A 23,457-nucleotide genomic window follows, 5' to 3' on the forward strand; every position below is an offset into this window, starting at 1 on the left:
TTGTGAGAGGGGGAGGAAGGAGTGGGGGGCGGGGGCTGCGCTCAGCCCTTGACGGCGCCGGTGAGCACGCCCTTGGTGAAGTAGCGCTGGAGGAACGGGTAGACGCAGAGGATCGGTACGACGGCGATCACCAGGACCGCCATCTGGACGGCCTGCTGCGGGGCGAGCACCTCGCCGGCCGAGGCCGAGTTGAGGCTCTGGCCCTGGAGGACGTAGGTCCGCAGCACCATCGGCAGCGGCCATTTGTCGGAGTCGTTGAGGTACAGGAGCGAGTTGAAGAAGGCGTTCCAGTACGTCACCGCGTAGAAGAGGCTGATCACCGCGAGGACCGCTTTGGAGAGCGGGAGGACGATCCGCACCAGGATGCGGATGTCGCCGGCTCCGTCGACCTTCGCCGCGTCGTACAGCTCGTCCGGCAGGCTCATGAAGAAGGACCGCAGGACCACCAGGTTGAAGGCGCTGACCAGCGTGGGCATGACGAGCGCCGCGTAGGTGTCGTACAGCCCGAGCCCCTTGACCAGCAGGAAGTTCGGGATGATGCCCGCGTTGAACAGCATGGTGAACAGGGCGATCATCAGGATCGGGCGGGAGCCGGTGACCTCGCGGCGGGAGAGTCCGTACGCCATGCCGACCGTGACGAGCAGGCTGGCCAGGGTGCCGAACACGGTGATGCCCACGGAGACGAGCAGCGCCCGGGTGACGACGCCGCCGGTGAAGATCGTGCGGTAGGCGTCCAGGCTGGGGTGGTCGGGCCACAGCACGAGGCCGGAGGCCTTGATGATGTCGGTCTGCGAGGCGAAGCTCGTTCCGATCACGCCGACCAGCGGGTAGGCGACGGCGAGGACGACCACGACGACGGCCACCGCCTTGGCGGTCTGTCCCAACCGGGTCGGGCGTTCCATCCACGGCGGTCTGCCGTCGGTCCTGGTCTTCCGGGCCGGCCGGGGCGCGGGCGCCGTGGTCGCGGACGTGGCGCGGCTCTTCTCAGCGGTCAGCACCGCGGTACACCCCTTCGTGGCCGAGTCGGTGGGCGAACTTGTTCGCGCCCAGCACGAGGACGGTGCCGATGACGGCCTTGACGAGTCCGACGGCGGCGGCGACGCCCCAGTCGTTGTCCTTGATGCCGTGGTAGTAGACGTAGGTGTCGAGGACCTCACCGGCGTCCGGGCCGACCGCGTCGCGCTGGAGCAGGATCTGCTCGAAGCCGACGGAGAGGATCTGCCCGAGGTTGAGGATCAGCAGCAGGATGAGTACGGGGGCGATGCCCGGCAGGGTCACGTGCCAGAGCCGGCGCCGGGGGCCCGCGCCGTCGATCGCGGCGGCCTCGTAGCTCTGCCGGTCGATGTTCAGGAGCGCGGCCAGGATGATGATCGTGCCCCAGCCGGCGTCCTTCCAGGCCACCTGGAGGGTCAGCAGCCAGGGGAAGGCGTCGGGGTCGCTCATCATGTCGTAGCGGGGCAGCCCCAGACCGCCCAGCACATCGGGCAGCAGCCCGGCGCCGCCCAGGATCTGCTGGAAGATCGAGACGATGATGACCCAGCCGATGAAGTGCGGCAGGTAGACGACGCTCTGCACGAAGCGCCTGATGCGGTCGCTCGCGATGCTGTTGAGCAGCAGGGCCAGGGCGACCGGGACCGGGAAGAAGAACACCAGCTGGATGAGGGCGATCTCCAGGGTGTTGAACGTCGCGCTCCAGAAGGCGGGTTCGCCGAACGCCGAGGAGAAGTTCGCGAAGCCCACCCAGACGCTGTGCATGTAGCCGAGGTACGGCTGGTAGTCCTGGAACGCCACCACGTATCCGAGCAGCGGTACGTAGTGGAAGACGACGAAGTAAAGCAGTCCGGGCAGGGTGAGCAGCAGCATCACCCGGTCACGCTTGATCCGCTGCCCGAGCGTCAGCCGGTGTGGCGCGGCAGCGGTCCGGGCTTCGGGCGGGGCGGGTTCATCGGCCCGCTGCCGCCGTTTTTCCCGCGGCAGCGGGGGTGCTGTGTCAGCCATGGTGCGTCCTGTTCGGCCGGGTGGCGCGTGGTGAGCCTTCTGCGGCCGCAAGTTAGTAAGCGGTTAACCCAAGCGTCAAGAGATCCGAGCGAACGTCTTTGTTTCGCAGTGCTCTCCGAAGGAAATCCGGGCCCGAAAATCGTCGTATACCGGCTTAATCGGGTCAGTTGCAGGCGGCGAGAGCTTGACGGTCGGGCGTCACGCTCCCTAGCGTGCCGGTCATTCCATAGAACGCGATTACTGTCCGGAGGCAGGGTGCGAACCACCGAAGAGGCACCGGCTCAATCCGGTACCGATGCCGCGACCCCGCTCGGAAGGCGGCCGCGCACGGTTCTGGTCATGAGCCCCGGACTGCTGGACGAGGTCTTCCCGCCTCCCGTCCGGGCCCGGCTGGAGGAGACGGCCGACCTCCTCGAACCGTCCGTGATCAGCGAGTTCGACTCCCCCGCCGCCACCGCGGCGCTGTCCGCCGCCGAGGTGCTGCTGACCGGCTGGGGCTGCCCGCCCATGGACGCCGCACTCCTGGAGAGGGCGCCCGCGCTGCGGGCCGTGATCCACGCGGCCGGCACGGTGAAGACGTTCCTGTCCCCGGACGCCTTCGACCGGGGGATCGTCGTCTCCTCCGCCGCCTCCGCCAACGCCGTGCCGGTGGCGGAGTTCACCCTGGCCGCGATCATCATGGGCGCGAAACGGGTGTTCCCGCTGGCGGGGCTCTACCGGGAGCGGCGCACCCACCGCACCGGCGCCGACCTCGACCGGCAGCACTGGCTCGGCACGCACGGGCTCAGGGTCGGTGTGGTCGGCGCGTCCAGGATCGGCCGCCGGGTCATCGAGCTGCTGCGGGTCCTGGACGCGGAGGTGCTGCTGTACGACCCGTACGTGGGCGCCGCGGAGGCCGCACTCCTCGGTGTCACCCCGGCCGATCTGGACACCCTGGTCGCGACCAGTGACGTGGTGACCGTGCACGCCCCTGACACGCCCGAGACCCGGGGGATCATCGACGCCCGCCGGATCGGCCTGATGCGCCCCGGCACCCTGCTCGTCAACACCGCCCGGGGCCCGCTGGTGGACACAGAGGCGCTGACCGGGCACCTGGTCAGCGGGCGGCTCGACGCGATCCTGGACGTGACCTCACCAGAACCGCTGCCGGCCGGCCACCCGCTGTGGGACCTGCCCAACGTCTTCCTGACCCCGCACCTCGCGGGCGCCCAGGGCAACGAGGTGGGCCGCCTGGGCGCACTCGCCGTCGACGAGCTGGCCCGGTACGCGCGGGACGAGCCCTTCGGCCACCCGGTGCACCGGGCGGACCTGGGGAGGATCGCATGAACCCCGTCCCGCCGCAGGCTCTAGGCTCGGCGTCACACAACAGCCACCAGGGGGTGAGCCGGATGCGCCGGCAGAGCACGGCCGCGGACGGACAGCGGCGGGCGACGGTCACCGACGTCGCACGGCGCGCAGGGGTCTCGACGGCCACCGTCTCACGCGTCCTGAACCGCAACTACCCCGTCGCGGAGGCGACCCGGGAACGCGTCGAGTCGGCCATGCGCGAGCTCGGTTACGTGGTCAACGCGCACGCCCGCGCACTGGCCGGGGTCTCCAACCGCACCGTCGGCATCATCGTCAACGAGGTCATCGACCCCTTCTACGCCTACATCGCGCGGGGCGTGGAGCGCGAGGCCGCGCTCGGCGGCCGGCTCTGCCTGGTGTGCTGCACCCAGGGCGACCCGCAGCGCGAGCTGGCCTTCATCGACCTGATGCACGAGCGCAGGGCCGACGCGGTGGTGGTGGTCGGCGGCTCCATCGCCGATCGCGGCTACACCTCCGAGCTGGCCCGCCGGGCGCGCGAGCTGGACGCGGGCGGCTCCAAGCTGGTGCTGTGCGGCAGGCCGCCGCTGGGCGAGGCGGCGCCGACCGCCTCGGTCGAGTACGACAACGAGGGCGGCGCCTTCGCGATCACCGACCATCTGCTGATGCAGGGCCACGAGCGCATCCTCTACCTCGGCGGCCCGCCCAAGCTCTCCACCACCCGCGACCGGCTGGCCGGGCACCGGCGGGCCCTGGAGCTGCGCGGGCTGCCCGCCGATCCCGACCTGGTCCAGTCGGGCGCCTTCAGCCGCAACTTCGGCTACCGGCGGATGGCCGAACTGATCCGCGACGGGCTGGAGTTCACGGCCGTCTTCGCGGCGAACGACGTGGTCGCCGCAGGTGCGGCGCAGGCGCTCGAAGAGGCCGGGCTGCGGGTGCCGAAGGACATCTCGCTGGTGGGCTACGACGACATCCCGGTCGCCCAGGAACTGCGCCCCCGGCTGACCACGGTCCATGTGCCGCTGGAGGAGATGGGGCGCCAGGCCGTGCGGCTGGCCGTCTCCGGCGGGGACGAGGACGACTGGCGGGAGCCGACCACCGGCGCGCTGCGGCTCGGCACCCACATCGTGGTACGCGATTCCGTCGGCCCCAGGGCCGGCCGGCCCACGCGCGGTTGACCGGTTACCTCCTGCCTGTCCGCAGTTGGCCATAGAAAATGACAGTAACTTCCCGACTCCCCTTGCGGCTCGACAGCAACCGCTTACATGCTGACGGCAGTCCCACCCCGTTCCGCACGCTTCCGCCCCTCGTTCGTTTCTGCAGGGAGAGTTCCGCATGCGTCAGCACACCCCCTCCGCCCCGTCCGCCGCCTCGGTCGGCCGACGCTCCGTACTCGCCGCCGCGGCCGGCGCCGGGGCGGTGGCCGCACTCGGCGCCGCCGTTCCCGCCGCGCAGGCCGCCCCCCGCCGGCCGGCCGGCCGCCCCGTCGCCCTGACCGTCACCGCACGCCCCGCCGCGGAGGCCGAACGGCTGCGGCTCGCCCAGGCGCTGCGCGGCTCGGAGTTCCAGCCGACCGGACTGCACGTTCCCGCCGGCACCCCGCTCTCGCTGACCGTCCGGCCGCACGACGGTCTGCTGCCCACGCTCTGGATCGGCGCCTGGGACTACTACGGCGAGATCACCGAACCGCGCTCCTATCCGCTGGCTCCCGGCGACAACACCGTGACGGACCCGCACGGCGGCCCGGTCTATCTGACGCTCACCGGACACGGCGAACGGGCCTCCGTGCTCATCCGCTCCGGAGCCGTCCCCATGCCGGTCTTCACGCTGGGGCGCACCACGGAGGCCGGCTACCAGCGACAGCTGGACACCCTCACAGACTCACCCTGGGTCGAACTCCACGGCCCGGACACGATCATGACGCTGACCCGGGACGGCGCGCTGCAGTACCGGGACGAGGACCACGCCGCACTGCTCAGGCTGGTCGGGACGATCATCGACTCGCACGCCCGGATCAGCGGCCTCGACGGCTCGCGCCCGGTGCACCGGCGCAAGGCCGGCCCGTACCACTTCACCGAGGTCAGCAAGGTGCCGACCGGTGTCGGCGCGTACGCCACGCACGGCTACAACGGCTTCCCGCGCGCCTACCTCGACCGGGCCACCACCGTCGAGGGGCTGCGCACGCGCGGCTGGGGGCTGTACCACGAACTGGGCCACCTCCATCAGCAGATGGCCTACAAGCCGGGCGGCCTCACCGAAGTGACGGTGAACATCTACTCGCTGGCCGCGCAGCGCACCCTGGACCAGCCGTCCAACCTGCTCACGGTCGACCCGGCGACCGGGCTGACCGCCTTCCAGACCGCACGGGCCAAGTTCGGCACCGCCGGACTGACGTACGAGAAGTCGTTCGGCGCCTACGAGAAGCTCGTACCGCTGCGTCAGCTGGAGCTGGCCTTCGGCGACGACTTCTGGCCCCGGCTGCACAAGCTGGTGCGCGAGGAGAACCCGAAGTCCGACTCCACCGAGAACGACAAGCGCTACCGGGCACTGGCCACCTACTCCAGCCGTATCGCGGGCCGCGACCTCACGGACTTCTTCGTCAGCACCTGGGCCTTCCCCATCGACGCCGTCGGCAGGGCGGAACTCGCCGCCCTGAACCTGCCCCGGCCGGACGTCGACCCGAGCACGCTCTCCGACTGAGCGGCACGGGACATGGACGACGGAACCGGACAGGACAGGGAGTCATCGTGCGACTGAGCAGAAGGACCCTTCTCGCCGCGGGCGGAGCCGCGGCCGTCGGTGCGACGCTCGCCCCGGCAGCAGGTACCGCGCAGGCCGCGGGCAGCACGCCGGAGAACGCGACCGGCGCGGACCAGGACTTCGACGGGCTCCTCCTCCGGGCGGAGACCCTGATCACCGGAGGCGGCTCCGACCCGTCGGACCCCGACTCCGCCGCCGCCCTCGCGGCCCTGGACAGCACGGCGGGGGAACTGTGGGAGAGCCTGGACCGCAGCGCCGGACGCACCGCGCTGTGGGCCGACCTCTCCCCCCTGACGGAGCCGGGCAACTTCGGGCAGAGCTACACCCGGCTGCGCACCCTCGCCACCGCGTGGGCCACGCCCGGCGCCGCCCTGTCCGGCGACGCGGCGACGGCCGAGGCCCTGCTCGGCGCGCTGCGCTTCACGTACGACACCGCCTACCATCCGCAGGCGAAGGAGAGCGGCAACTGGTGGTTCTGGGAGATCGGCGCTCCCCGCGCGCTGATGGACTGCTGTGTCCTGCTGCGCGGTCAGCTGCCCGGGGGTGACCTGACGGACTATCTGGCCGTCGTCGACCGGTTCTGCCCCGACGCGGACCGCCGGACCAACTCCCCCGCGCTGTCCGAGACCGGCGCCAACCGCACCGACAAGGCGGTGACCGTGGCGCTGCGCGGGCTGCTCGGCAAGGACCCGGACAAGCTGGCGTCGGCCCGGGACGCCCTCTCCGACGTGCGCGACTCGGGCCGCAACAGCCTGTTCCGGTACGTGAGTTCCGGTGACGGTTTCTACCAGGACGGCTCGTTCGTCCAGCACGAGGTGGTCGCGTACACCGGCTCCTACGGCACCGTGCTGCTCGGCGGCGCGGCCTGGCTGATCGCCCTCCTCGCGGACTCGGCGTGGGCGGTCGTGGACCCGGAGGTCTCCGTGATGTACGAGGCCGTGGAGCGCAGCTTCGCTCCGGTGGTCTTCGACGGGCTGATGATGGACTCGGTGCGCGGGCGGGCCGTCTCACGGGAGCGCGCGGGCGACCACCGGGACGGCGCCTCGGCCGTCGCGGCGATCCTCCTCCTCGCGTCGGGCGCACCCGCTACCTACGCCGAGCGCTGGCGGTCGCTGGCCAAGGGCTGGCTGACCCGCAACCGCACCACCCCGTTCGCGGCGCTCGCCACCCTCCCCCAACTGGCCCTGGCCAAGGCCGTGCTCGACGACCGCTCCATCCGCGCGGGGGCGCGCACGACGGGCAGCTTCGTCCTCGCGGACATGGACCGGGTGGTGCACCGCCGCCCGGGCTGGGCCTGCGCCCTGTCGCTGTCGTCGAAGCGGATCTCGGCGTACGAGGCGGGCAACGGCGAGAACCTGCACGGCTGGTACACCGGCGACGGCATGACGTACCTGTACGACGGCGACGACCTCGGGCAGTACAACGACGGCTTCTGGCCGACCGTCGACCCGTACCGGCTCCCCGGCACCACGGTCGACACCCGCCGCCGCGACGATCTCGGCACCGGTGCGGGCACCTCCACCTACCTGCCGTCGAACAGCGTCGCGGGCGGGGCCGTACTGGACGGCCGGTACACGGTGGCCGCGATGGAGGTGACCGGCGCGAGCGGCAGCACGCTGCGGACCAGGAAGGCGTGGTTCCTGCTGGACAACGCGGTCGTCGCGCTCGGCGCGGGCATCAGCGCGAGCGACGGCCCGGCGGTCGAGACGATCGTCGAGAACCGCAACCTCGGCGCGCGGGGCCGCAACCGGCTCCTGGTCGACGGGCTCCCGCTCCCCGTGGAGCAGGGCCGGGCCGACGCGTTCCGCCGGGCCCGGTGGGCGCATCTCGACGGGGTCGGCGGCTACGTCTTCCCCGAGGGGGCCGCGCTGCACACCCTGCGCGAGGAGCGCACCGGAACGTGGCGGGCCGTCAACACGGGCGCCGACACCGGAGGCAGCACCGATCCCGTCACCCGCCGCTACCTCACCCTCTGGGTGGACCACGGCACCTCGCCCGCCGACGCCGGCTACGCCTATGTGCTGCTGCCCGGCGCGTCGGCCGCCGCCACCGCGGTCTGGTCGCACTCCCGGCCGGTCCGGATCGTCGCCAACGACGCCGTCGCCCAGGCCGTGGAGGACCGGCGGGCCGGACTGACCGCCGCGCACTTCTGGGACGCCGGGTCCGCGGCGGGGATCACCTCGTCGGGGCCGGCCTCTGTGCTCGTGCGGCGAAGGGGCGCGCGGGTGTCGGTCGCGGTGGCGGACCCGGGCCGCTCCCAGGCCTCGCTCACGGTCGAACTGCCCTTCCGGGTGCGGTCGGTGGCGCGGACCGATGCCACCGTGAGCGTCGTCCCCGGCCGCAGGACCGTCCTCACCGTCGCGGCCGGCGGTTCGCGCGGCCACACGCACAGTGCCGAACTCATCCAGTGAACAAACCATTTGAGCTTCGATTCCGAGGAGCAGCGCCACCATGTCCGTCGCCCCGCATCTGCAACTGCCGCCGACCGACCGGGTCCTGTCGTCACGTACCGGCTGGACCCGGGCGCACTGGGAGGCGACCGCCGACCGAATGCTGGACGCGCTGACGCCGTACGCCACACCCGGCTTCGCCCAGTACCGGCTGCCCGGCCGGGGCAGCTGGTCCGGGGTCGTCCTGGACGGTCTTGAGGGGTTCGCCCGGTCGTTCCTGCTCGCCGCCTGCCGGATCGCGGGCGCGGGCGGGGCGGTCGGCCCCGCGCTGACCGAGCGCTACGCGGCCGGTCTCGCGGCGGGCACCGATCCGGGCAGCGGTGAGGCCTGGCCGCGCCTGACGGACTGTTCGCAGCAGATGGTGGAGGCGGCGTCCATCGCGGTCGCGCTGCACGAGACCCGGCCGTGGATCTGGGACCGGCTCGACGCCGGGGTCCAGGAGCGGGTCGTCGACTGGTTCTCCGGGTTCGTCGGCGGCCGCACCTGGGACAACAACTGGCGGCTGTTCCAGGTGGTGTCCGAACAGTTCCTCGCCTCGGTGGGCGCCCCCCACAGCCGGTCCGACATCGAGGGCGGGCTCGACAGGATCGAGGACTGGTACGTCGGTGACGGCTGGTACACCGACGGGGACGGCCGCAACTTCGACTACTACATCGGCTGGGCGATGCATCTGTACCCGCTGCTGTGGGCGCGGATCGCCGGGCCGGACGACGACGGCGGCCGGGCCGCGGTGTACCGGGAGCGGCTCAGCCGGTTCCTGGAGGACTACCCGCACTTCTTCGGGGCCGACGGCGCCCCGGTCCACCAGGGGCGTTCGCTCGCGTACCGCTTCGCCTCGCTGGCTCCGGTGTGGATGGGCGCGCTCGCGGACTGCACGCCGCTGGCGCCCGGACTCACCCGCCGGCTCGCCTCCGGCACGCTGCGGCACTTCGCGGAGCGCGGGGTGCCGGACGAGCGGGGGCTGCTGACGCTCGGCTGGTACGACACCTTCCTGCCGTCCACCCAGCCGTACTCGGGTCCGGCCTCGCCCTACTGGGCGAGCAAGGGGTTCCTCGGGCTGCTGCTCCCGGCGGACCACCCGGTGTGGACGGCGCGGGAGCTCCCGCTGCCCGTCGAGGAGTCCGACACGTACGCCGCGCTGCCCGCACCGGGCTGGCTGCTGCACGGCACCCGGCACGACGGGATCGTCCGGCTGGTGAACCACGGCAGCGACCACAACCCGCCCGCGCCCGGCGCCGATTCGCCCGACGCCGATCCGGACCGGGGCGCGGGCGAGGACGACCCGCACTACGCGAAGCTCGCGTACTCGACGGCGACCGCGCCGGAATCCGCGCCGCACGCCCTGGCCCGCAACATCGACAACCAGCTGGCTCTGATCGCCCCGGACGGCACCCCGTCCCGGCGCCGCCGGATCCATCCCGTGAGCTGTGAGGGCCGCGTCGCCTCCTCCTGGTCGGCGGCGCGGCTGCCGGGCGACGAGCGCGGGTACCGGATCGGGACGACGAGCGTGCTGCACGGACCGTGGGAGATCCGGGTGCACCGGGTCGACTCGCCCGAGGGTGCGGTGGTCCGGGAGGGCGGCCACGCGGTCGCCGGTCCGACGAGCCCGTTCGCCTCTTCGGGTCCGGACTGGGCGCTCGCCCGCACGGCCGACGGGCTGACCAGCGCGGTGGTCGCGCTGTACGGCTGGGACGGCGGCGCCGACGGGGCGGCGGTGGCGCGCGACGTCGAGTCCAACGCGTACGGGCCGCACTCGGCGGTCCCGTATCTGCGCAGCGCGCCCCGTCCGGGCGGCCGGAGCGTGCAGGTGTCGCTCGTCGTGCTCTCCCGCGACAGTGTCCATCCGGAGGTGCTGCGGACAGCGGTGCGGGTCCGGGTGGACGGCGACGCGGTGGTCCTGACCTTCCTGGACGGGAGCCGGGTCGAGGTCTGACCTTCCTGGACGGGAGCCGGGTGGAGGTCCGGCTCCATGACGGAAGCCGGTCGGGGTCTGACCGGCCCCGGCCGGCCGAGGCGCTCGGCCGACGGGGGCGGGTCAGATCCCGATGCTGTTGTCCTCCCGGCTGTGGATGTGCCCGATCAGCTCCTGCGCGAGGGACTTGATCGTGTCGAGCCCGGCCCGCCCCCACGGGCGGGGCACGGTGTCCACCGCGCAGACGGCGCCCAGGGCGATCCCCGTGCGGTCGATGAGCGGCGCCCCGAGGTAGGAGCGGATGCCTATGTCGTCGACGACCGGGTTCCCGGCGAACCGCGGATAGTCGCAGACGTCCTCCAGCACCAGCGCTCTTCGCCGGACCACGACGTGCGGGCAGTAGCCGTGGTCGAGGGCGACATAGCGGCCGCCGCGGCCGCTGCCCGCAGCCGTGGCGCCCAGGTCCGCGCCCTTGTGAGTGCCCGCGGGGGTGTGCAGTCCGGCGTAGAACTGCCGGTTTCCGTCGATGAAGTTGACCATCGAGAAGGGCACTTCGGTCACTTCGGCCACCCGGTCCGCGAAGGCGTCGAAGTTGTCGAACGAGGCGTCGTTCCGCTCCCCCAGGCCGAGGCTGCGCAGCCGCTGGGTCCGGACGGGGGCGTCGCTGTCGACGGGGGTCAGCAGCATCCGTCCGATGGCGTGCGGGATCACGTATGGACTCCGAAACTGCCGTGGCCGGAGAGCGGGGCCGGCTCGGCGGTGGCGTTGATGAGGTGCTGGACGAGGGTGACCAGCGCGCCGGTTCCCGAGCTGGCGATCCGGGCGTCGCAGAGGACGACGGGCACCGCGGGTGCCAGGTCGAGCGCGGCCCGCACCTCCTCGGGGCCGTAGCGGAAGGCGCCGTCGAACTCGTTGACCGCGACGATGAACCCGATGCCGCGCCGCTCGAAGAAGTCGACGGCCGCGAAGCACTCCTCCAGTCTGCGGGTGTCCGCGATGACCACGGCTCCGAGCGCGCCCTGGGAGAGCTCGTCCCACATGAACCAGAACCGTTCCTGGCCGGGTGTGCCGAACAGGTAGAGCACGTGCTGCTCGTCCAGAGTGATGCGGCCGAAGTCCATGGCGACCGTGGTCGAGGTCTTCGACTCGATGCCTTCGAGACTGTCGGTCGCCGCGCTGACCTGGGTCAGCAGCTCCTCCGTGCTCAGCGGCGCGATTTCGCTGACCGCGCCGACGAACGTCGTCTTGCCGACACCGAAACCACCCGCGACCAGCACCTTGAGCGCGACGGGAAAACCCTCCGGGCTGCTGGGCTCCTGCGCGTAGCCGACGCTTCCGGGGCTCCCGGTCCCCGGGTACGGGGCGGAGCCGTCGAAACCGTCAGAGCTGTCGTCGTAAGCCATCGAGCACTGCCTCCAGCAGGGATCGGTCGGTGGGCATGTCATGGAAGGCGGGCGGGTGCGCGGTGACCGCTCCGCAGTCGACCAGGTCGGAGAGGAGCACCTTGGTGACGACCGCGGGCAGCCGCAGGTGGGCGGCGATCTCGGCCACGGAGGTGGGCCCGCCGCACAGTCCCAGCGCCACCGAGTGCTCGGGGCCGAGGTGGACCTGCGGGACGGTTCCGGTGGCCATCACCAGGGAGAGCAGGTCGAGCACGGTGGTGGGCCGGGTGCGGCCGCCGCTCACCGTGTAGGGGCGGATGAGGCGGCCCGCCGCGTCGTCGAGCAACGGCGCGTCCTGGGTGGCCGACACGCTCACAGCCCCGTGGCGCCCGGCACCCCGGCCGCTTGTCTGGTAGGCGTCATCAGATAGGGCCGGACGCTCTTGACCAGCATGGCCATCTCGTAGCCCAGCACGGCGGCGTCGGCGCTCCGCCCGGCGAGCACGGCCAGACAGGTGCCGGAACCGGCGGTGGCGACGAAGAGCAGGGTCGAGTCGAGCTCCACCACCACCTGGCGGACCTCCCCGTTGTCCCCGAACCGCGCCCCGGCGCTGCGGCCGAGGGAGTAGAGCCCGGCCGCCAGCGCCGCCATGTGGTCGGCACTGTCGGCATCCATGCCGTGGAGGGATTTCACCAGCCCGTCGGCGGAGAGCAGGACCGCGCTGCGGGTGTACGGCACGCGCTGGACCAGCCCGCTCAGCAGCCAGTCGAGGTCCGAGACCTGACCGGACGACATATCGGTCGCCATGGTGCATCTACTCCTTGGAGGTGTTCGCGTCGAGTGGGTCGTGATCGATGTGGTACGAGCCGGTGCGCAGGAGCTGCCCCGGCGCCGGGGCGCCCCGGACCGGAAGCGGGTCCAGCGGTGTCCCGGCGGCCGGTACCGCCGCCGGACGCGTCCCGGAGCCGGACTCGGGTACGGACTCGGCCCCCGGCTCCGACTCCGCTCGGGCCTCTCCGAGGTCGATGCCGCGCCGGAAGGCCGCCACCAGCCCCGGGTCGTGCAGGGTGGGCTCCTCCTCGGTGCGCGGCGCCGGTGCTTCCCTGAGCTGGGGGACCAGATGCTCCTGGTTCGCGCGGCGGGGCAGCTGCGGGCGGTCCATCGTGCCGCGTACGGCTTCGGTCTCCGGAGGCAGCGCCGGGACCGCGTCTTCGGCCGGCCGGATGCCGGGGCGGGCCTCGGGGGGTGCGGGCCGGTCGAGGCGTTCGGCGCGCAGCGGGAGCGGCGGGCCCTCGCCCTGACGCCCGGTCTGCTGCGGCTGGTGCATCCGCGGTTGCTGCTGCTGCGGCACGTAGGGCCGGCGCTCCGGCTCGGGGGCGGGCGTCGGGGCGGGGCCGAGGTCGCGGGGGGCGGTGGGCCCGTCCAGCGGTGGCGGGCGGTGCACGGGGCCGGGGGGCGGCGCGGGTGTCTCGCCGGCCGCGGTGCCGTCCTCCGCCCCGAGCAGGGACTGCGGAAGCACCAGTACGGCCTGCGTGCCGCCGTAGATATTGCTCTGCAGCCGTACGGCGATGCCGTGCCGGCGGGCCAGCGAGGCCACCACGAACAGGCCGATCCGGCCGTCCTGGAGCAGTCGGGCGACGTTGACCTGGTCGGGGTCGGCGAGCAGGGCGTTCATCCGCTTCTGCTCGTTGCCCGGCATGCCGAGCCCCCGGTCCTCCACCTCCAGGGCGAGGCCCGCGGTGACGTGCTGGGCGCGCAGCAGCACCTGGGTCTGGGGGGCGGAGAACACCGTGGCGTTCTCGACCAGTTCGGCCAGGAGGTGGATCACGTCGGCCACGGCGTGCCCGCGCAGGGTGCCGTCGATCGGGGGCACGAGCTTGACCCGCGGATACTGTTCGACCTCGGCGATCGCGGAGCGCAGCACCTCGGTCATGGTGACCGGATTGCTCCACTGCCGCCTGGAGACGGCGCCGCCGAGGACCGCGAGGTTCTCGGCGTGCCGGCGGATCCGGGTGGCCAGGTGGTCGACCTGGAAGAGGCCCTTGAGGAGATCGGGGTCCTCGACCTCGTGCTCCAGCTCGTCGAGCAGCTGGATCTCACGGTGCACGAGTGACTGGAGCCGGCGGGCGAGGTTCACGAAGACCTCGACCTTCTGGTCCTCGCCGGTGTGCTCCGAGAGCCGCGAGGCCTGTACGACGGCGGCCACGGCCGCTTCCTGCTGCCGGCCGAGCTCCTGCGCCAGCAGTTCGAAGGCGTCGCTGCCGGGGGTGGTGGGCTGCGGGACCCGGCGGGTGGGTACGGGTTCGCCGTTGCGGAGCTGTTCCACCACCTGCTGCAGTTCTGCCTGGCCCTGCGCGCTGGCCCGGCGCAGGGCGAAGCACCGGCCGAGGACGGTGGTGGCGACGCGGTTGGCGGCGAGGAAGGCCGCGGCCACGGCGGCGACCGCCAGCGCCGCGGCCGCGCCGAGCGCGGTCCACAGCTCGGTGGACGGCGCGGCGCCGGTGGAGCGGACCGTGAGGATGACGGCCGCGGCGCCGGTCAGCATGACGGCGATGGCCGGCAGCACGGCGGTGCGCAGGAGTTGGGGGCGTATGCGCGCCTCGGGGGACGGCTGGGCAGCGCGCGGTCTGGCCGCGGCCGAGTGGGAACGAGCGCCCGGTCGGCCGTGCCGCCCGCCCTCTCGGCGTTCCGGTCGCGCGTCGGGTGCGCGAAGTTGAGACATCAGCGTCCTCGGTACGTGGGGCCCCAGGAATCGGTTTCCATGTGGTGGCACCTACGGTGGTCGGTCGTTCTTGGATCATCGGCCGGACGGACCCCGGGATATGAGCCCACCGTTGATCACCGGACACACACGGTAGTCGTCCTTGACGAGGCAGCGGCGGGCAGTTGCGGAACTTGCCCGCCATCCGTCCCGCTCTGGTATGACCTCTCGTACGAGCGACCGATTAAGCGCGTGCGCTGATGCGGCGGTTACCGGCCATGCCCCGGCCCCACGCCGAGAAGCCCCCTGGAACCCAAGGGGTCCAGGGGGCTTCTCGGCGTAACCGCTCAGGCCTTGCGGAGCCGGGCGACGATGCCGTCGAGGTCGCGGCGGACCAGGGCGGCGCGGATCATGTGTCCGCCCGGCTCCTCGTACCATTCGTGCGGGATGCCGGCGGCGCCGAGGAGGGTCCGGAACTCCCGCTGCCCGGCCAGCACCTGGGTCTCGTTGGCCGTGTCGAACCAGTTGACCGGATCGGGGCTGGTGCCGGCCACCAGGAAGACCCGTTTGTTCCGGTAGCTCTCGATCCGCTCGACCGGGTTGTCGGCGCTGACCCTGGCCTCGTCCCACAGCGGTACGCCGTAGACCGTGCCGCCCCCCAGGTCCAGCGCGGCCGAGGACACGTTGGCCCAGTGGGTGACCAGTCCGGCGTCCCGGCGCAGGCTGGCGGGCCCCGAGTGGGCGCTCACCGAGGCGAAGTGGCCGTAGTACTTGGCCGCGTACTTGAGGGCGCCGAAGCCGCCCATCGAGAATCCGGCGACGGCACGGCCGTCGTACTCGGCGTAGGTACGGAAGTTCGCGTCGATCCAGGGAAGCAGCTGGCCGATGTGGAAGGTCTCCCAGTTCCGGGGGCCGGTGTTGGAGCTGACCGGGTTGGAGTACCAGCCCGCGTGCCCGCCGTCGGGCATGACGACGATGAGGGGTTTCCCGGCCGTCCAGTCCCGGATGCCCGCACGGTCGAAGGTGATGAAGTCCTGGTCCGTACCGCCCCCGTGGAAGAGGTAGAGGACCGGGTAGGTGCGTGCGCCGGTGTGGTAGTCGTCGGGGAGCAGGACGTTGACGCCCGGACTCCAGCCGATCGCGTCGGTCGCGAACCGGTAGTACCACATGCGCGGATCGGCCTCGTCGCGCTCCACGATGCGCAGTCCGAAGCCGTCGCCCGCGGCACCGGCCGGGGACGCGGCCGCGAGGATGCCCCCGGTGCCCAGCGCCATCGCGGCGGAGATCCCGCCGGCGGCCCTGATCACGCTTCTGCGGGTGGGACGGTAGCTGCTCAACACGGCCTCCTGGTGCAAAGGGAACGGGTCACGCCGAGTAGCCCTTCGGCGGGATCAGGGTGGCGAGCTGGTCGAAGGAGATCCAGTAGATCTGGTTGCCGCCGAAGGAGGCGGGGTCGGCTATGAGGACGGTGCGGTCCACGTCGTCGTAGCCGAACACGGTGAAGTAGTGGTAGATCGTCTGGTCCGACGGGTAGCCGGGCGGCTGGTTGCCGGGCGGGGCCACGATGTTGGCGACCAGCGGGTAGTTGCGGTCGATGTCGAAGACGATGTCGTTCCACAGCAGGTCCCGCTGGGCCTGGGTGGGCGGGTCGTTCGGCATCTCCTTGGTCTCGTACCAGCCGCCGCCGAGGTTCGCGTTGAGTACGCCGGTGACCTGGCCGATGTGGTCGGTGCCGGCCTCGGTGGTGCCGAGCTGCCCGGCCAGGACGCCCTGGCTGGGCGGGGCGGTGCGGGCCGAGAGAGCGATGCGGGTGGCGGCCGGGCCGCACCAGTAGCCGGTCTCCTGGACCTGGTAGTCGATCTCCAGCCAGTGCCCGCTGCTGGTACTTCCGGCTTCGACCTTCAGCCGGGTGCCGGGCTCGTTCCGCCCGCTGACGACGGCCGTACCGGCCTTCGTCCCGTGGACGAGCACGGATACCGGCGGGGCGTGCGGTGCGGGCGATGCCTGGGCCAGGCCGGGGTGGAGGAGAGCACCGACGGCGGCGACGGCGATCGCGGAGGATACGAGTCTCCTGCGCATGAAGGCTCCTGAGGGTGGGGGGACGGGCCTTGCGGGAGGAACGCCTGCCGGGAAGGCACTCGGCCGGGTGAACGCCGCGGCTGCGCGCGGCGCGGCCGGGTCCGGCAGCAGGGGCCAGCGTCGTGCCCGGCCGGCGGGCGGTGCAAGGAACGAAAGTTCAGGCTTACGGGCCCCGTCCCGCCGCCGGCTACCGCTTCGCCCGTCCGGCGGCGGCCAGCAGGGCCCGCCCTTCCGCCGTCGCGACGTGGATGGACCGGCCGGCCTCGCGCACGGTGGCGACCAGCCCCGCCGCGCGCAGCACGTTGAGGTGCTGGCTGACGGCGGGATGGGTCACGTCCAGCAGCCGGGCGGCCTCGACGGTGGAGCAACCGGTACAGGTCGCGCGCAGGAGGCGCGCCCTGGTGCGGCCGAGCAGCGGGCCCAGCGGTCCGGCGTCCCCGGCGGGCCGGGCGGGGGCGGGACCGGCCCAGTCGTCGGCGTGGTGGATGGGGTAGACGAGAACGGGCGGCAGGTCCCCGTCGGCCAGGGTGATCGGCGTGGGCCAGCAGAAGAACGAGGGCTGCAGCACAAGCCCCCTGCCGCGTAACCGGAGTTGCTGGTCGACGGGGTACGCCGCCTCCAGTACGGGCGGGCGCCAGCGGAACTGCGGCCCGAGCCCGGCCAGCAGCCCCTCGGTGCCGCCGTCGAGGAGGCTGCGCAGACGCAGGGCGCGGTCGGCGTCTATGTGCGCGTGGACGCGCTGCCAGTACGGGGCAAGCGCCTCCTGCTGGTAGGTGCGCAGCGCCTCACCGAGCTGCCGGAGGGCGTCGGCGTCCCCGCCGGCCAGGGAGCTGACCCAGCCGGGGAGTTGGAGCGTGGCCGCCAGGTGCGCCAGATCGGTGCGCAGCCGTGGGCGCGGAGTGCTCATCAGGGTGTCGAGGGCCGCCTGCAAGGTCGCGCGGTCGCCGGTGGTGGGGGTGAGGAAGTCCGGCGAGTAACCGCGCGGCGGCAGCAGCGGGGAGAGCAGCCGGGGGCTCGCGGAGAGCCGTGGGCGGACCCAGCGGCGCCAGCTGCCGAACACCCTTTCGCCGTCGCGGCGTTGCAGGGTCTGCACGCTGTTGCTGATCTCCCAGAGGAAGTCCGGTCCGGGTGCCACCCGGATCCGCCCCAGGTCCTCGGGGGTGAAGTGCACCCGCAGCATGGCCGCTCCCTCGAAGGTGCAGGCGCACCGACGCCGTACCCGCTTCCCGACGGCAGCGTACCGCCGTTCGGCCCGTGCCCGGCCGCGCGGGCGCCGATGCCCGACGGGCGGTCAGGGGCGGCGGCCCACCCAGGTGGTCCGGGTGGTCCGGACCGTGAGGTCGCCGCGCCGCAGGACGCTGTGCGGGCCCTCGTCGTCGGTGACGGCGTCGAGGGCGGCGAGGTCGTCCGCGGGGAGCTGCCCGTCGAGGTGGGAGCGCAGCTTCCGCAGGCATGCCTGGGCGTAGCGGGCGGTGGCGCCGGGCAGCGGGGCGGGCAGGTCGATCACGAAGGGGCGTTCGGCCTCCGGCGCGAAGCCGGCGCGGACCAGGTGGTCCGTCCAGCCGGGGGCGGGCGCCCCCTTCAGGGCGTCGTGGAGTCGGGCCTCCAGGCCCGGCCGGCCCACCCCGGCGTCCTCGGGCAGGAAGCGCGGGAAGAAGTCCATCTCGGTGACGGCCAGGAGGCCGCCCGGCCGCAGGGCGTCGAACACGTGGGACAGCACCCGGCCGGGATCGGCGAGGTGGTGGAGTGCGGCGGCCGCCCAGACGAGGTCGCTGACGCCGAGGTCCGGCCAGCCCTGGTCCAGATCGGCCTGTACGCCGCGGACCCGGTCCGCGAGTCCCAGCCCGGACGCCTTCGCCGACAGGCGGTGGAGCATCTGCGGGGAGACGTCCACCGCCGAGACCCCGGCTCGGGGGAAGCGCCGCGCCAGGGCGATCGCGCCGGTCCCGGTTCCGCTGCCCAGGTCGACGATGCGGACCGGTTCCCGGTCGGACAGTTCACCCAGCCAGGTGGTCAGCTCCGACAGGTACGCCTCCAGGACCTCCGCGTCGAGCTCAAGGATTTCGGCCATGGCGGCCTCGGTGGCGGCGGCTGTTTCCGGGGCCGCCGTACGCGTGGCGGCTGTACGTGCGGCGGCTGTGGGCGTGGCGGGGCTGTTCATATCCCGACGATAACGCCGCCTTGCGCATGACGCCTATGCTCTTGCGCATGACGCAAGAAAGCGGTCTGGACAGTACGGTGCGCATGCGGATCAGGAGCCTGCGGCAGGCCCGCGGCTGGTCGCTCGACAACCTCGCGGAGCGCGCCTTCCTGAGCCCCTCCACCCTGAGCCGCATCGAGACCGGTCACCGGCGCATCGGCCTCGACCAGCTCACGGCGCTGGCCCGCGCCCTGGGAATCTCGCTCGACCAGCTGGTGGAGAGCGCCGACGACGAGGATGTCGTGATCAGGCCGCAGCGCGACGAACAGCGCGGGCTGACCACCTGGGTGCTGAACCGCGGCTCAGCCCCGGCCGGTGCCACCGTCGCCAAGATGCGCATCACGGACGAGGCCGGGGGCCCCGGGGCCGATCAGCTGGGAGTGCACCCGGGCAAGGACTGGTTCACGGTCCTGTCGGGGACGGTGACACTGATCCTCGGCGAGCGCGCCATCCGGGTCGAAACGGGCCAGGCCGCCGAGTTCTCCACCATGATCCCGCACGCCGTGAAGGCGTACGGCGGTCCGGCCGAGATCCTGTGCATCCTCGACCACGACGGGCAGCGCACGCACCTCCGCCCCCAGGGATGAATCCAGCCTGCCTGGAGGCCCGTCCGGTCACCCGGCACGTCGAGGTGTCCGCGGCACGCGCGGCGTCACACCGCGGACACCTCACCGCTCAGGCCGGGGCCGCCGGGTCGCGGTCACGGTCGGGTGTCACGGCTCCGCCGGGCAGCGGTACGTGGACCGGGGGCCAGTTGCCCCAGCCCGCCGCGGGTTCCGCCGCCACACCGCGCCACCAGGGTTCGACGGCCGGCGGATCGGCGGGCTCGAACGGCCGGCCCGGGTGCGGAGCCACCATCGTGACTCCCGCGGCCTGGGTGGCACGCATCGACCATTCGGCGGGCTCGGCCCACGGATGCAGCGCGAGGTTGAACGTCCCCCAGTGGATCGGCAGCATGACGCCGGCCGCCGGGTCGTTGCCCTGAAGGTCCAGATGGGCCTGGACCCCCTCGTCGGGGCTCATGTGGATGTCCGGCCAGGCACCGGGCTCCGGCTTGCCGTCCGTGTGGTCCTTGGGCCAGTACTGGCTGTACGCACCGATCTGGATCATGGTGGCGTCGAACGGCCCGTGTTCCGCGCCGATCTCCTTGAAGCCGGGGAAATAGCCGGTGTCCCCGCTGTGGTAGATCCGGTGCTCCGGCCCCGCGACAGCCCACGAGGCCCACAGGGTGTGCTGCTGGTTGCGCAGGCCGCGGCCGCAGAAGTGCCTGGCCGGGGTGGCTGTCAGGCTGATCCCGGCGACCTTCGTGTCCTCGTTCCAGTCGAGCTCGCGGATGCGGTCGGGGGACACGCCCCAGCGCTCCAGGTGCGCCCCGACCCCGAGCGGCACCGCGAAGGCCGTGTCCGTACCGGCCAGCGCCCGGATCGTCGGCAGGTCGAGGTGGTCGTAGTGGTCGTGCGAGATCACCACGACGTCGACCGGGCCGAGTACGCCGAGCGGCAGCGGTGCGGGATGCAGGCGCTTGGGGCCGGCGAACGCGAAGGGGGAACAGCGGTCGCCCCAGACCGGGTCGAACAGCACCCGCCGGCCGTCGATCTCCGCGAGCACACTGGAATGCCCCATCCAGGTGAGCCGCAGCCCGGAGACGGGAGGCGTGGCGAGATCGGCCAGGGTGGTGGCATGGACCGGCACATCACCGGTCGGCGATCTGAGGACCCGCTCCTCCTTGCGGAAGTACGTCTTCGCGAACTCCAGTGCGGACCCCGACGGCCTGATCCGCGCCCCCACGGGGTTCTGGAAGGACCCGTCGACGAAATTCGGGGAACGACGGATGCGCTCCATGCGAGGGCCGTCCGGGTCGGCCCCGAAGTCTGCGGGCCGCAGCGCACGCAGCCGGGTACGGAGCGAGAACGTGGAGTCAGCGCCGGTCACAAGATCTCCTGAGGGAGTCGGTGTCATCTCATTATGGACAGGGGGTACGACAGTGCGAGAGCAGAACACCCAACAGGATGGTGGCCCGCGGGGCCCGCCTCAGCCACGCGGCTGCCCGTACGCGTGCTCTACGTGGAGACGCAGTACGACCCGCCGGTCCCTGACCATGGCCCGGCGGTAGTCGTCCCAGTCCGGATGCTCACCCTGGACGTCGCGGTAGAGCGCGATCAGCTCCGCCACGGTGGCGTCCTGCGGGTCCGCCGCCGGCGGGGTGAGATCCGCGGTGCCGTCCGCGACCGTCCAGGCCCAGCGGTCCTCGCTGGTGACGTGGTAGCTCGCCCTCGGGTCCCGGCGCAGGTTCCGGGTCTTGGCGCGGTCCTCTGTGACCGAGACCCGGACGATCCGCTCGTCGGGGTAGTAGAAGTGGTTGACATTGGACAGCTGGGGCCTGCCGTCCCGCTTCAGCGTGACCAGTACACCGCTGTTCCCTTCGGAGAACAGCCGAAGGAGCGCATCCTGCTGTGCGTCGATTCCCGTCATGCCGAATCCAACGTCCGGGCCCCGCGCAGGATTCCGCGTTGCGCCTCCGGCATACGTGCCGCAGCCCGCGCGACCGCATCCGGCCACCGGGACGCGGTTCGGCGACGGCCGCGTTGACAGCGGCGCCGAACCGTCTCGATACTGACTCGCGATTCAGTAAAGATCGCGGGCCCGACGGCACCCGGCCCGCACAGCCCGGGGCCCACCGCACCGTCCCCGGTCCCGTCCCGATCACAGTGACCGAGGAGAACTCCGATGACGACGCCCGCGGTGTCCCCGCCCGCCCCGCTGATCTCGCTGACCTGGACGGACCACGTCACCGGTCACCGGGGACACCTGGTCGTCGACCGGCTGGTACGCGGGGTGTCCAGCGGCGGGCTGCGGATGCGGGCGGGCTGCACGCTCGAAGAGGTGGCGGGACTGGCCCGCGGCATGACGATGAAGGAAGCCCTCCACTTCGACGCGGACCGCACCGGAGCCCGCTATGTGCCCCTCGGCGGCGCCAAGGGCGGCATCGACTGCGACCCCCGCGATCCGGCCGCCTACGGCGTCCTGGTCCGCTACCTGCGCGCCGTGCGCCCGTACGTCGAGACCATCTGGACGACCGGCGAGGACCTGGGGCTCAGCCAGGACCTGGTCGACCGGGCGGCCGCGGAGGCCGGACTCGTCTCCTCCATCGAAGCCGTCTATCCACTGCTCGACGACGAGGCGGCCGCCCGGCGGCGGCTGGCCGACGCCTTCGCCGTCGAGGTGGACGGCATCGGCCTCGACGAGCTGGTCGGCGGCTGCGGGGTCGCCGAGTCGGCGCTCGCCGCGCTGGACCGGGACGGGGTCGCGTACGGCGGGGCGCGGGTCGCCGTACAGGGCCTCGGCACCATGGGCGGCGCGACGGCCCGGTTCCTGTCGCGGGCCGGGCTCCGGGTGGTCGCCGTCGCCGACGTCCAGGGCACCATCGCCAACCCGGCCGGCCTGGACATCGAGGCCCTGCTGTCCGCCCGGGACCCCCACGGGACCGTCGACCGCGGCGCGCTGCGCGAGGCCGACCGCGAGCTGCCCGCCGGAGCCTGGCTGGAACAGGACGTGGACATACTCGTTCCCGCCGCCGTCTCCTACGCTATCGACGCCGCAAACCAGTCGCGAGTCAGGGCGCGTTGGGTGGTCGAGGCGGCCAATATGCCGGTGCTGCCGGAGGCCGAGGCGCTGCTCGCCGAGCGCGGGATCACGGTGCTGCCCGATGTCGTCGTCAACTCCGGCACCAACGCCTGGTGGTGGTGGACCCTGTTCGGTGACATCGGCGCCGGCGCCGACGAGGCCTTCGCGCACACCCGGAGCTCGATGCGCGCGCTCGTCGAGCTGGTGATGAGCCGGGCCGCCGCGGACGGCTGCACCCCGCGGGCGGCGGCCCACGCCGTCGTCGCGGACCGGCTGCCGGTGATGGCGGAACGCTTCGGCTGGTACCGCTGACCGGCGGCGACCGCCGCCCCTGCGGACACCGCACGGCCCCGCGGCCTCTCGGCGGATCGCGTCCTGGCCTTCCCCGGCAAGGCCGTTGTTAGGGTGGCTCGGTGGGCAGAGTCCGGTTGGGTGTGGCGGAGCGGCGCGAGGAACTGCTGCGCGCTGCCGTGGAACAGATCGAGGTGCGTGGTGTCGCGGCGGTGCGGATCGCCGATGTGGCCTCCGTCCTCGGCGTGAGCAACGCGCTCGTGCTCTACCACTTCTCCACCAAGGAGAAGCTGGTCGCCGCCGCCTTCGCGCACGCGGCCGAGGCCGATCTCGCCCATCTGCGCAAGCTGTTGACCCGCCGGACCACCGCGGTGCGCAGGCTGCGCGCCGCCGTCCGCTGGTACGCGCCGACGGGTCAGGCCAAGGGCTGGCGGCTGTGGATCGAGGGCTGGGCGGCATCGATCCGCGATCCCGCGCTGCGCGCGGTCGCGGGCGATCTCGACCAGCAGTGGAAGGCGGAGCTGGCCGAGGTCATCGACGAAGGCGCGGCCGCGGGCGAGTTCCACTGCGACGACCCGATGTCCGTGGCCTGGCGGCTCACCGCTCTGCTGGACGGCCTGGCGGTGCAGATGACCTCGTACGCGGGCCCGCTCTCCCGGGCCACCATGCTGGAGTGGACCGAACAGGCACTGGCCCGTGAACTCGGCATCGACCACGAGACGCTGACCGCCTGACCACCGGGCCCGGCCACCGGG

At 72.5% G+C, this 23,457-nt stretch carries 21 protein-coding genes; 8 read left to right on the top strand and 13 right to left on the bottom strand.

Translation table 11 applies throughout. The features are described 5' to 3' along the window. Positions 1-41 precede the first annotated feature (41 nt). Together ACIP89_RS27585 and ACIP89_RS27590 are read right to left on the bottom strand one after the other, a co-directional pair. On the bottom strand, positions 42-902 hold the full coding sequence (locus ACIP89_RS27585; protein ID WP_401925602.1) for a carbohydrate ABC transporter permease: 861 nt from the start codon (positions 900-902) through the stop codon (positions 42-44). Positions 903-984: 82 nt separating this feature from the next. Next, entirely contained in the window at positions 985-1,998 is a 1,014-nt protein-coding gene (locus ACIP89_RS27590) for an ABC transporter permease (protein WP_401925210.1), read from the bottom strand. Positions 1,999-2,337: 339 nt separating this feature from the next. Here ACIP89_RS27590 and ACIP89_RS27595 point away from each other — a divergent pair, with 339 nt between their 5' ends. The 5 genes from ACIP89_RS27595 (at position 2,338) to ACIP89_RS27615 (ending at position 10,446) form a co-directional block, all read left to right on the top strand. After that, positions 2,338-3,324: a hydroxyacid dehydrogenase gene (locus ACIP89_RS27595; RefSeq protein WP_402117306.1), complete on the top strand. Its 987-nt coding sequence runs from the start codon at positions 2,338-2,340 to the stop codon at positions 3,322-3,324. Positions 3,325-3,386: 62 nt separating this feature from the next. Next, complete coding sequence (locus ACIP89_RS27600) at positions 3,387-4,481, top strand: LacI family DNA-binding transcriptional regulator (protein WP_402117424.1); 1,095 nt, start codon at positions 3,387-3,389, stop codon at positions 4,479-4,481. Positions 4,482-4,638: 157 nt separating this feature from the next. Next, positions 4,639-6,003, top strand: coding sequence for a M60 family metallopeptidase (locus tag ACIP89_RS27605; protein WP_402117308.1), 1,365 nt, complete (start codon positions 4,639-4,641; stop codon positions 6,001-6,003). A gap of 47 nt (positions 6,004-6,050) precedes the next feature. Continuing rightward, on the top strand, positions 6,051-8,474 hold the full coding sequence (locus ACIP89_RS27610; protein WP_402117310.1) for a polysaccharide lyase 8 family protein: 2,424 nt from the start codon (positions 6,051-6,053) through the stop codon (positions 8,472-8,474). A 40-nt stretch (positions 8,475-8,514) separates the two neighbouring features. Then, positions 8,515-10,446, top strand: coding sequence for a DUF2264 domain-containing protein (locus tag ACIP89_RS27615; protein ID WP_402117311.1), 1,932 nt, complete (start codon positions 8,515-8,517; stop codon positions 10,444-10,446). Between the two features lie 102 nt (positions 10,447-10,548). Here the strand turns inward: ACIP89_RS27615 and ACIP89_RS27620 are convergent, their stop codons facing one another. From ACIP89_RS27620 to ACIP89_RS27660, 9 genes are all read right to left on the bottom strand, one after another. Beyond that, the gene (locus ACIP89_RS27620) at positions 10,549-11,136 is read right to left on the bottom strand and encodes a GAF domain-containing protein (RefSeq protein WP_401925220.1); all 588 of its coding nucleotides are present in this window, start codon (positions 11,134-11,136) and stop codon (positions 10,549-10,551) included. Continuing rightward, positions 11,133-11,828 (bottom strand): GTP-binding protein, encoded by a 696-nt coding sequence (locus tag ACIP89_RS27625; RefSeq protein WP_401925221.1) that lies wholly within the window; start codon positions 11,826-11,828, stop codon positions 11,133-11,135. Before ACIP89_RS27625 ends, ACIP89_RS27620 begins: the two co-directional genes overlap by 4 nt. Continuing rightward, the gene (locus ACIP89_RS27630; RefSeq protein WP_185092623.1) at positions 11,806-12,177 is read right to left on the bottom strand and encodes a DUF742 domain-containing protein; all 372 of its coding nucleotides are present in this window, start codon (positions 12,175-12,177) and stop codon (positions 11,806-11,808) included. Before ACIP89_RS27630 ends, ACIP89_RS27625 begins: the two co-directional genes overlap by 23 nt. A gap of 2 nt (positions 12,178-12,179) precedes the next feature. Beyond that, positions 12,180-12,614, bottom strand: a complete 435-nt coding sequence (locus ACIP89_RS27635; protein ID WP_073734455.1) for a roadblock/LC7 domain-containing protein — start codon at positions 12,612-12,614, stop codon at positions 12,180-12,182. Positions 12,615-12,621: 7 nt separating this feature from the next. Then, on the bottom strand, positions 12,622-14,529 hold the full coding sequence (locus tag ACIP89_RS27640) for an ATP-binding protein (protein WP_402117312.1): 1,908 nt from the start codon (positions 14,527-14,529) through the stop codon (positions 12,622-12,624). Positions 14,530-14,855: 326 nt separating this feature from the next. Continuing rightward, positions 14,856-15,845: an alpha/beta hydrolase gene (locus ACIP89_RS27645; RefSeq protein ID WP_402117313.1), complete on the bottom strand. Its 990-nt coding sequence runs from the start codon at positions 15,843-15,845 to the stop codon at positions 14,856-14,858. Positions 15,846-15,873: 28 nt separating this feature from the next. After that, positions 15,874-16,587, bottom strand: coding sequence for a C39 family peptidase (locus tag ACIP89_RS27650; protein ID WP_402117315.1), 714 nt, complete (start codon positions 16,585-16,587; stop codon positions 15,874-15,876). A gap of 187 nt (positions 16,588-16,774) precedes the next feature. Next, positions 16,775-17,767, bottom strand: a complete 993-nt coding sequence (locus ACIP89_RS27655) for an ArsR/SmtB family transcription factor (protein ID WP_401927734.1) — start codon at positions 17,765-17,767, stop codon at positions 16,775-16,777. Between the two features lie 111 nt (positions 17,768-17,878). Continuing rightward, positions 17,879-18,748, bottom strand: coding sequence for a class I SAM-dependent methyltransferase (locus ACIP89_RS27660; protein WP_402117316.1), 870 nt, complete (start codon positions 18,746-18,748; stop codon positions 17,879-17,881). A 47-nt stretch (positions 18,749-18,795) separates the two neighbouring features. Between ACIP89_RS27660 and ACIP89_RS27665 the strand changes: the two genes are divergently transcribed. Further along, complete coding sequence (locus ACIP89_RS27665) at positions 18,796-19,374, top strand: helix-turn-helix domain-containing protein (RefSeq protein WP_401927728.1); 579 nt, start codon at positions 18,796-18,798, stop codon at positions 19,372-19,374. Between the two features lie 88 nt (positions 19,375-19,462). Here ACIP89_RS27665 and ACIP89_RS27670 read toward each other — a convergent pair whose 3' ends face one another. Then, a complete protein-coding gene (locus ACIP89_RS27670; RefSeq protein WP_402117318.1) occupies positions 19,463-20,719 on the bottom strand; it encodes an MBL fold metallo-hydrolase in 1,257 nt (418 codons plus the stop codon). 99 nt (positions 20,720-20,818) lie between these two features. Further along, the gene (locus ACIP89_RS27675; RefSeq protein ID WP_401927725.1) at positions 20,819-21,259 is read right to left on the bottom strand and encodes a PPOX class F420-dependent oxidoreductase; all 441 of its coding nucleotides are present in this window, start codon (positions 21,257-21,259) and stop codon (positions 20,819-20,821) included. 255 nt (positions 21,260-21,514) lie between these two features. Here ACIP89_RS27675 and ACIP89_RS27680 point away from each other — a divergent pair, with 255 nt between their 5' ends. Further along, the gene (locus ACIP89_RS27680) at positions 21,515-22,723 is read left to right on the top strand and encodes a Glu/Leu/Phe/Val dehydrogenase dimerization domain-containing protein (protein ID WP_402117320.1); all 1,209 of its coding nucleotides are present in this window, start codon (positions 21,515-21,517) and stop codon (positions 22,721-22,723) included. A gap of 122 nt (positions 22,724-22,845) precedes the next feature. Further along, the gene (locus ACIP89_RS27685; protein WP_401925607.1) at positions 22,846-23,436 is read left to right on the top strand and encodes a TetR/AcrR family transcriptional regulator; all 591 of its coding nucleotides are present in this window, start codon (positions 22,846-22,848) and stop codon (positions 23,434-23,436) included. Positions 23,437-23,457 lie beyond the last annotated feature (21 nt).

Source organism: Streptomyces sp. NPDC088730 (assembly GCF_044751215.1).
Lineage (GTDB): Bacteria > Actinomycetota > Actinomycetes > Streptomycetales > Streptomycetaceae > Streptomyces.

What these genes read in the sequence shown, in the direction of transcription:
- ACIP89_RS27590 (WP_401925210.1), bottom strand. Translation starts at nt 1,998, where the DNA reads ATGGCTGACACAGCACCCCCGCTGCCGCGGGAAAAACGGCGGCAGCGG.
- ACIP89_RS27660 (WP_402117316.1), bottom strand. Translation starts at nt 18,748, where the DNA reads ATGAACAGCCCCGCCACGCCCACAGCCGCCGCACGTACAGCCGCCACG.
- ACIP89_RS27625 (WP_401925221.1), bottom strand. Translation starts at nt 11,828, where the DNA reads ATGGCTTACGACGACAGCTCTGACGGTTTCGACGGCTCCGCCCCGTAC.
- ACIP89_RS27650 (WP_402117315.1), bottom strand. Translation starts at nt 16,587, where the DNA reads ATGCGCAGGAGACTCGTATCCTCCGCGATCGCCGTCGCCGCCGTCGGT.
- ACIP89_RS27595 (WP_402117306.1), top strand. Translation starts at nt 2,338, where the DNA reads ATGAGCCCCGGACTGCTGGACGAGGTCTTCCCGCCTCCCGTCCGGGCC.
- ACIP89_RS27655 (WP_401927734.1), bottom strand. Translation starts at nt 17,767, where the DNA reads ATGCTGCGGGTGCACTTCACCCCCGAGGACCTGGGGCGGATCCGGGTG.
- ACIP89_RS27665 (WP_401927728.1), top strand. Translation starts at nt 18,796, where the DNA reads ATGACGCAAGAAAGCGGTCTGGACAGTACGGTGCGCATGCGGATCAGG.
- ACIP89_RS27605 (WP_402117308.1), top strand. Translation starts at nt 4,639, where the DNA reads ATGCGTCAGCACACCCCCTCCGCCCCGTCCGCCGCCTCGGTCGGCCGA.
- ACIP89_RS27585 (WP_401925602.1), bottom strand. Translation starts at nt 902, where the DNA reads ATGGAACGCCCGACCCGGTTGGGACAGACCGCCAAGGCGGTGGCCGTC.
- ACIP89_RS27675 (WP_401927725.1), bottom strand. Translation starts at nt 21,259, where the DNA reads ATGACGGGAATCGACGCACAGCAGGATGCGCTCCTTCGGCTGTTCTCC.
- ACIP89_RS27680 (WP_402117320.1), top strand. Translation starts at nt 21,515, where the DNA reads ATGACGACGCCCGCGGTGTCCCCGCCCGCCCCGCTGATCTCGCTGACC.
- ACIP89_RS27615 (WP_402117311.1), top strand. Translation starts at nt 8,515, where the DNA reads ATGTCCGTCGCCCCGCATCTGCAACTGCCGCCGACCGACCGGGTCCTG.
- ACIP89_RS27600 (WP_402117424.1), top strand. Translation starts at nt 3,387, where the DNA reads ATGCGCCGGCAGAGCACGGCCGCGGACGGACAGCGGCGGGCGACGGTC.
- ACIP89_RS27640 (WP_402117312.1), bottom strand. Translation starts at nt 14,529, where the DNA reads ATGTCTCAACTTCGCGCACCCGACGCGCGACCGGAACGCCGAGAGGGC.
- ACIP89_RS27635 (WP_073734455.1), bottom strand. Translation starts at nt 12,614, where the DNA reads ATGGCGACCGATATGTCGTCCGGTCAGGTCTCGGACCTCGACTGGCTG.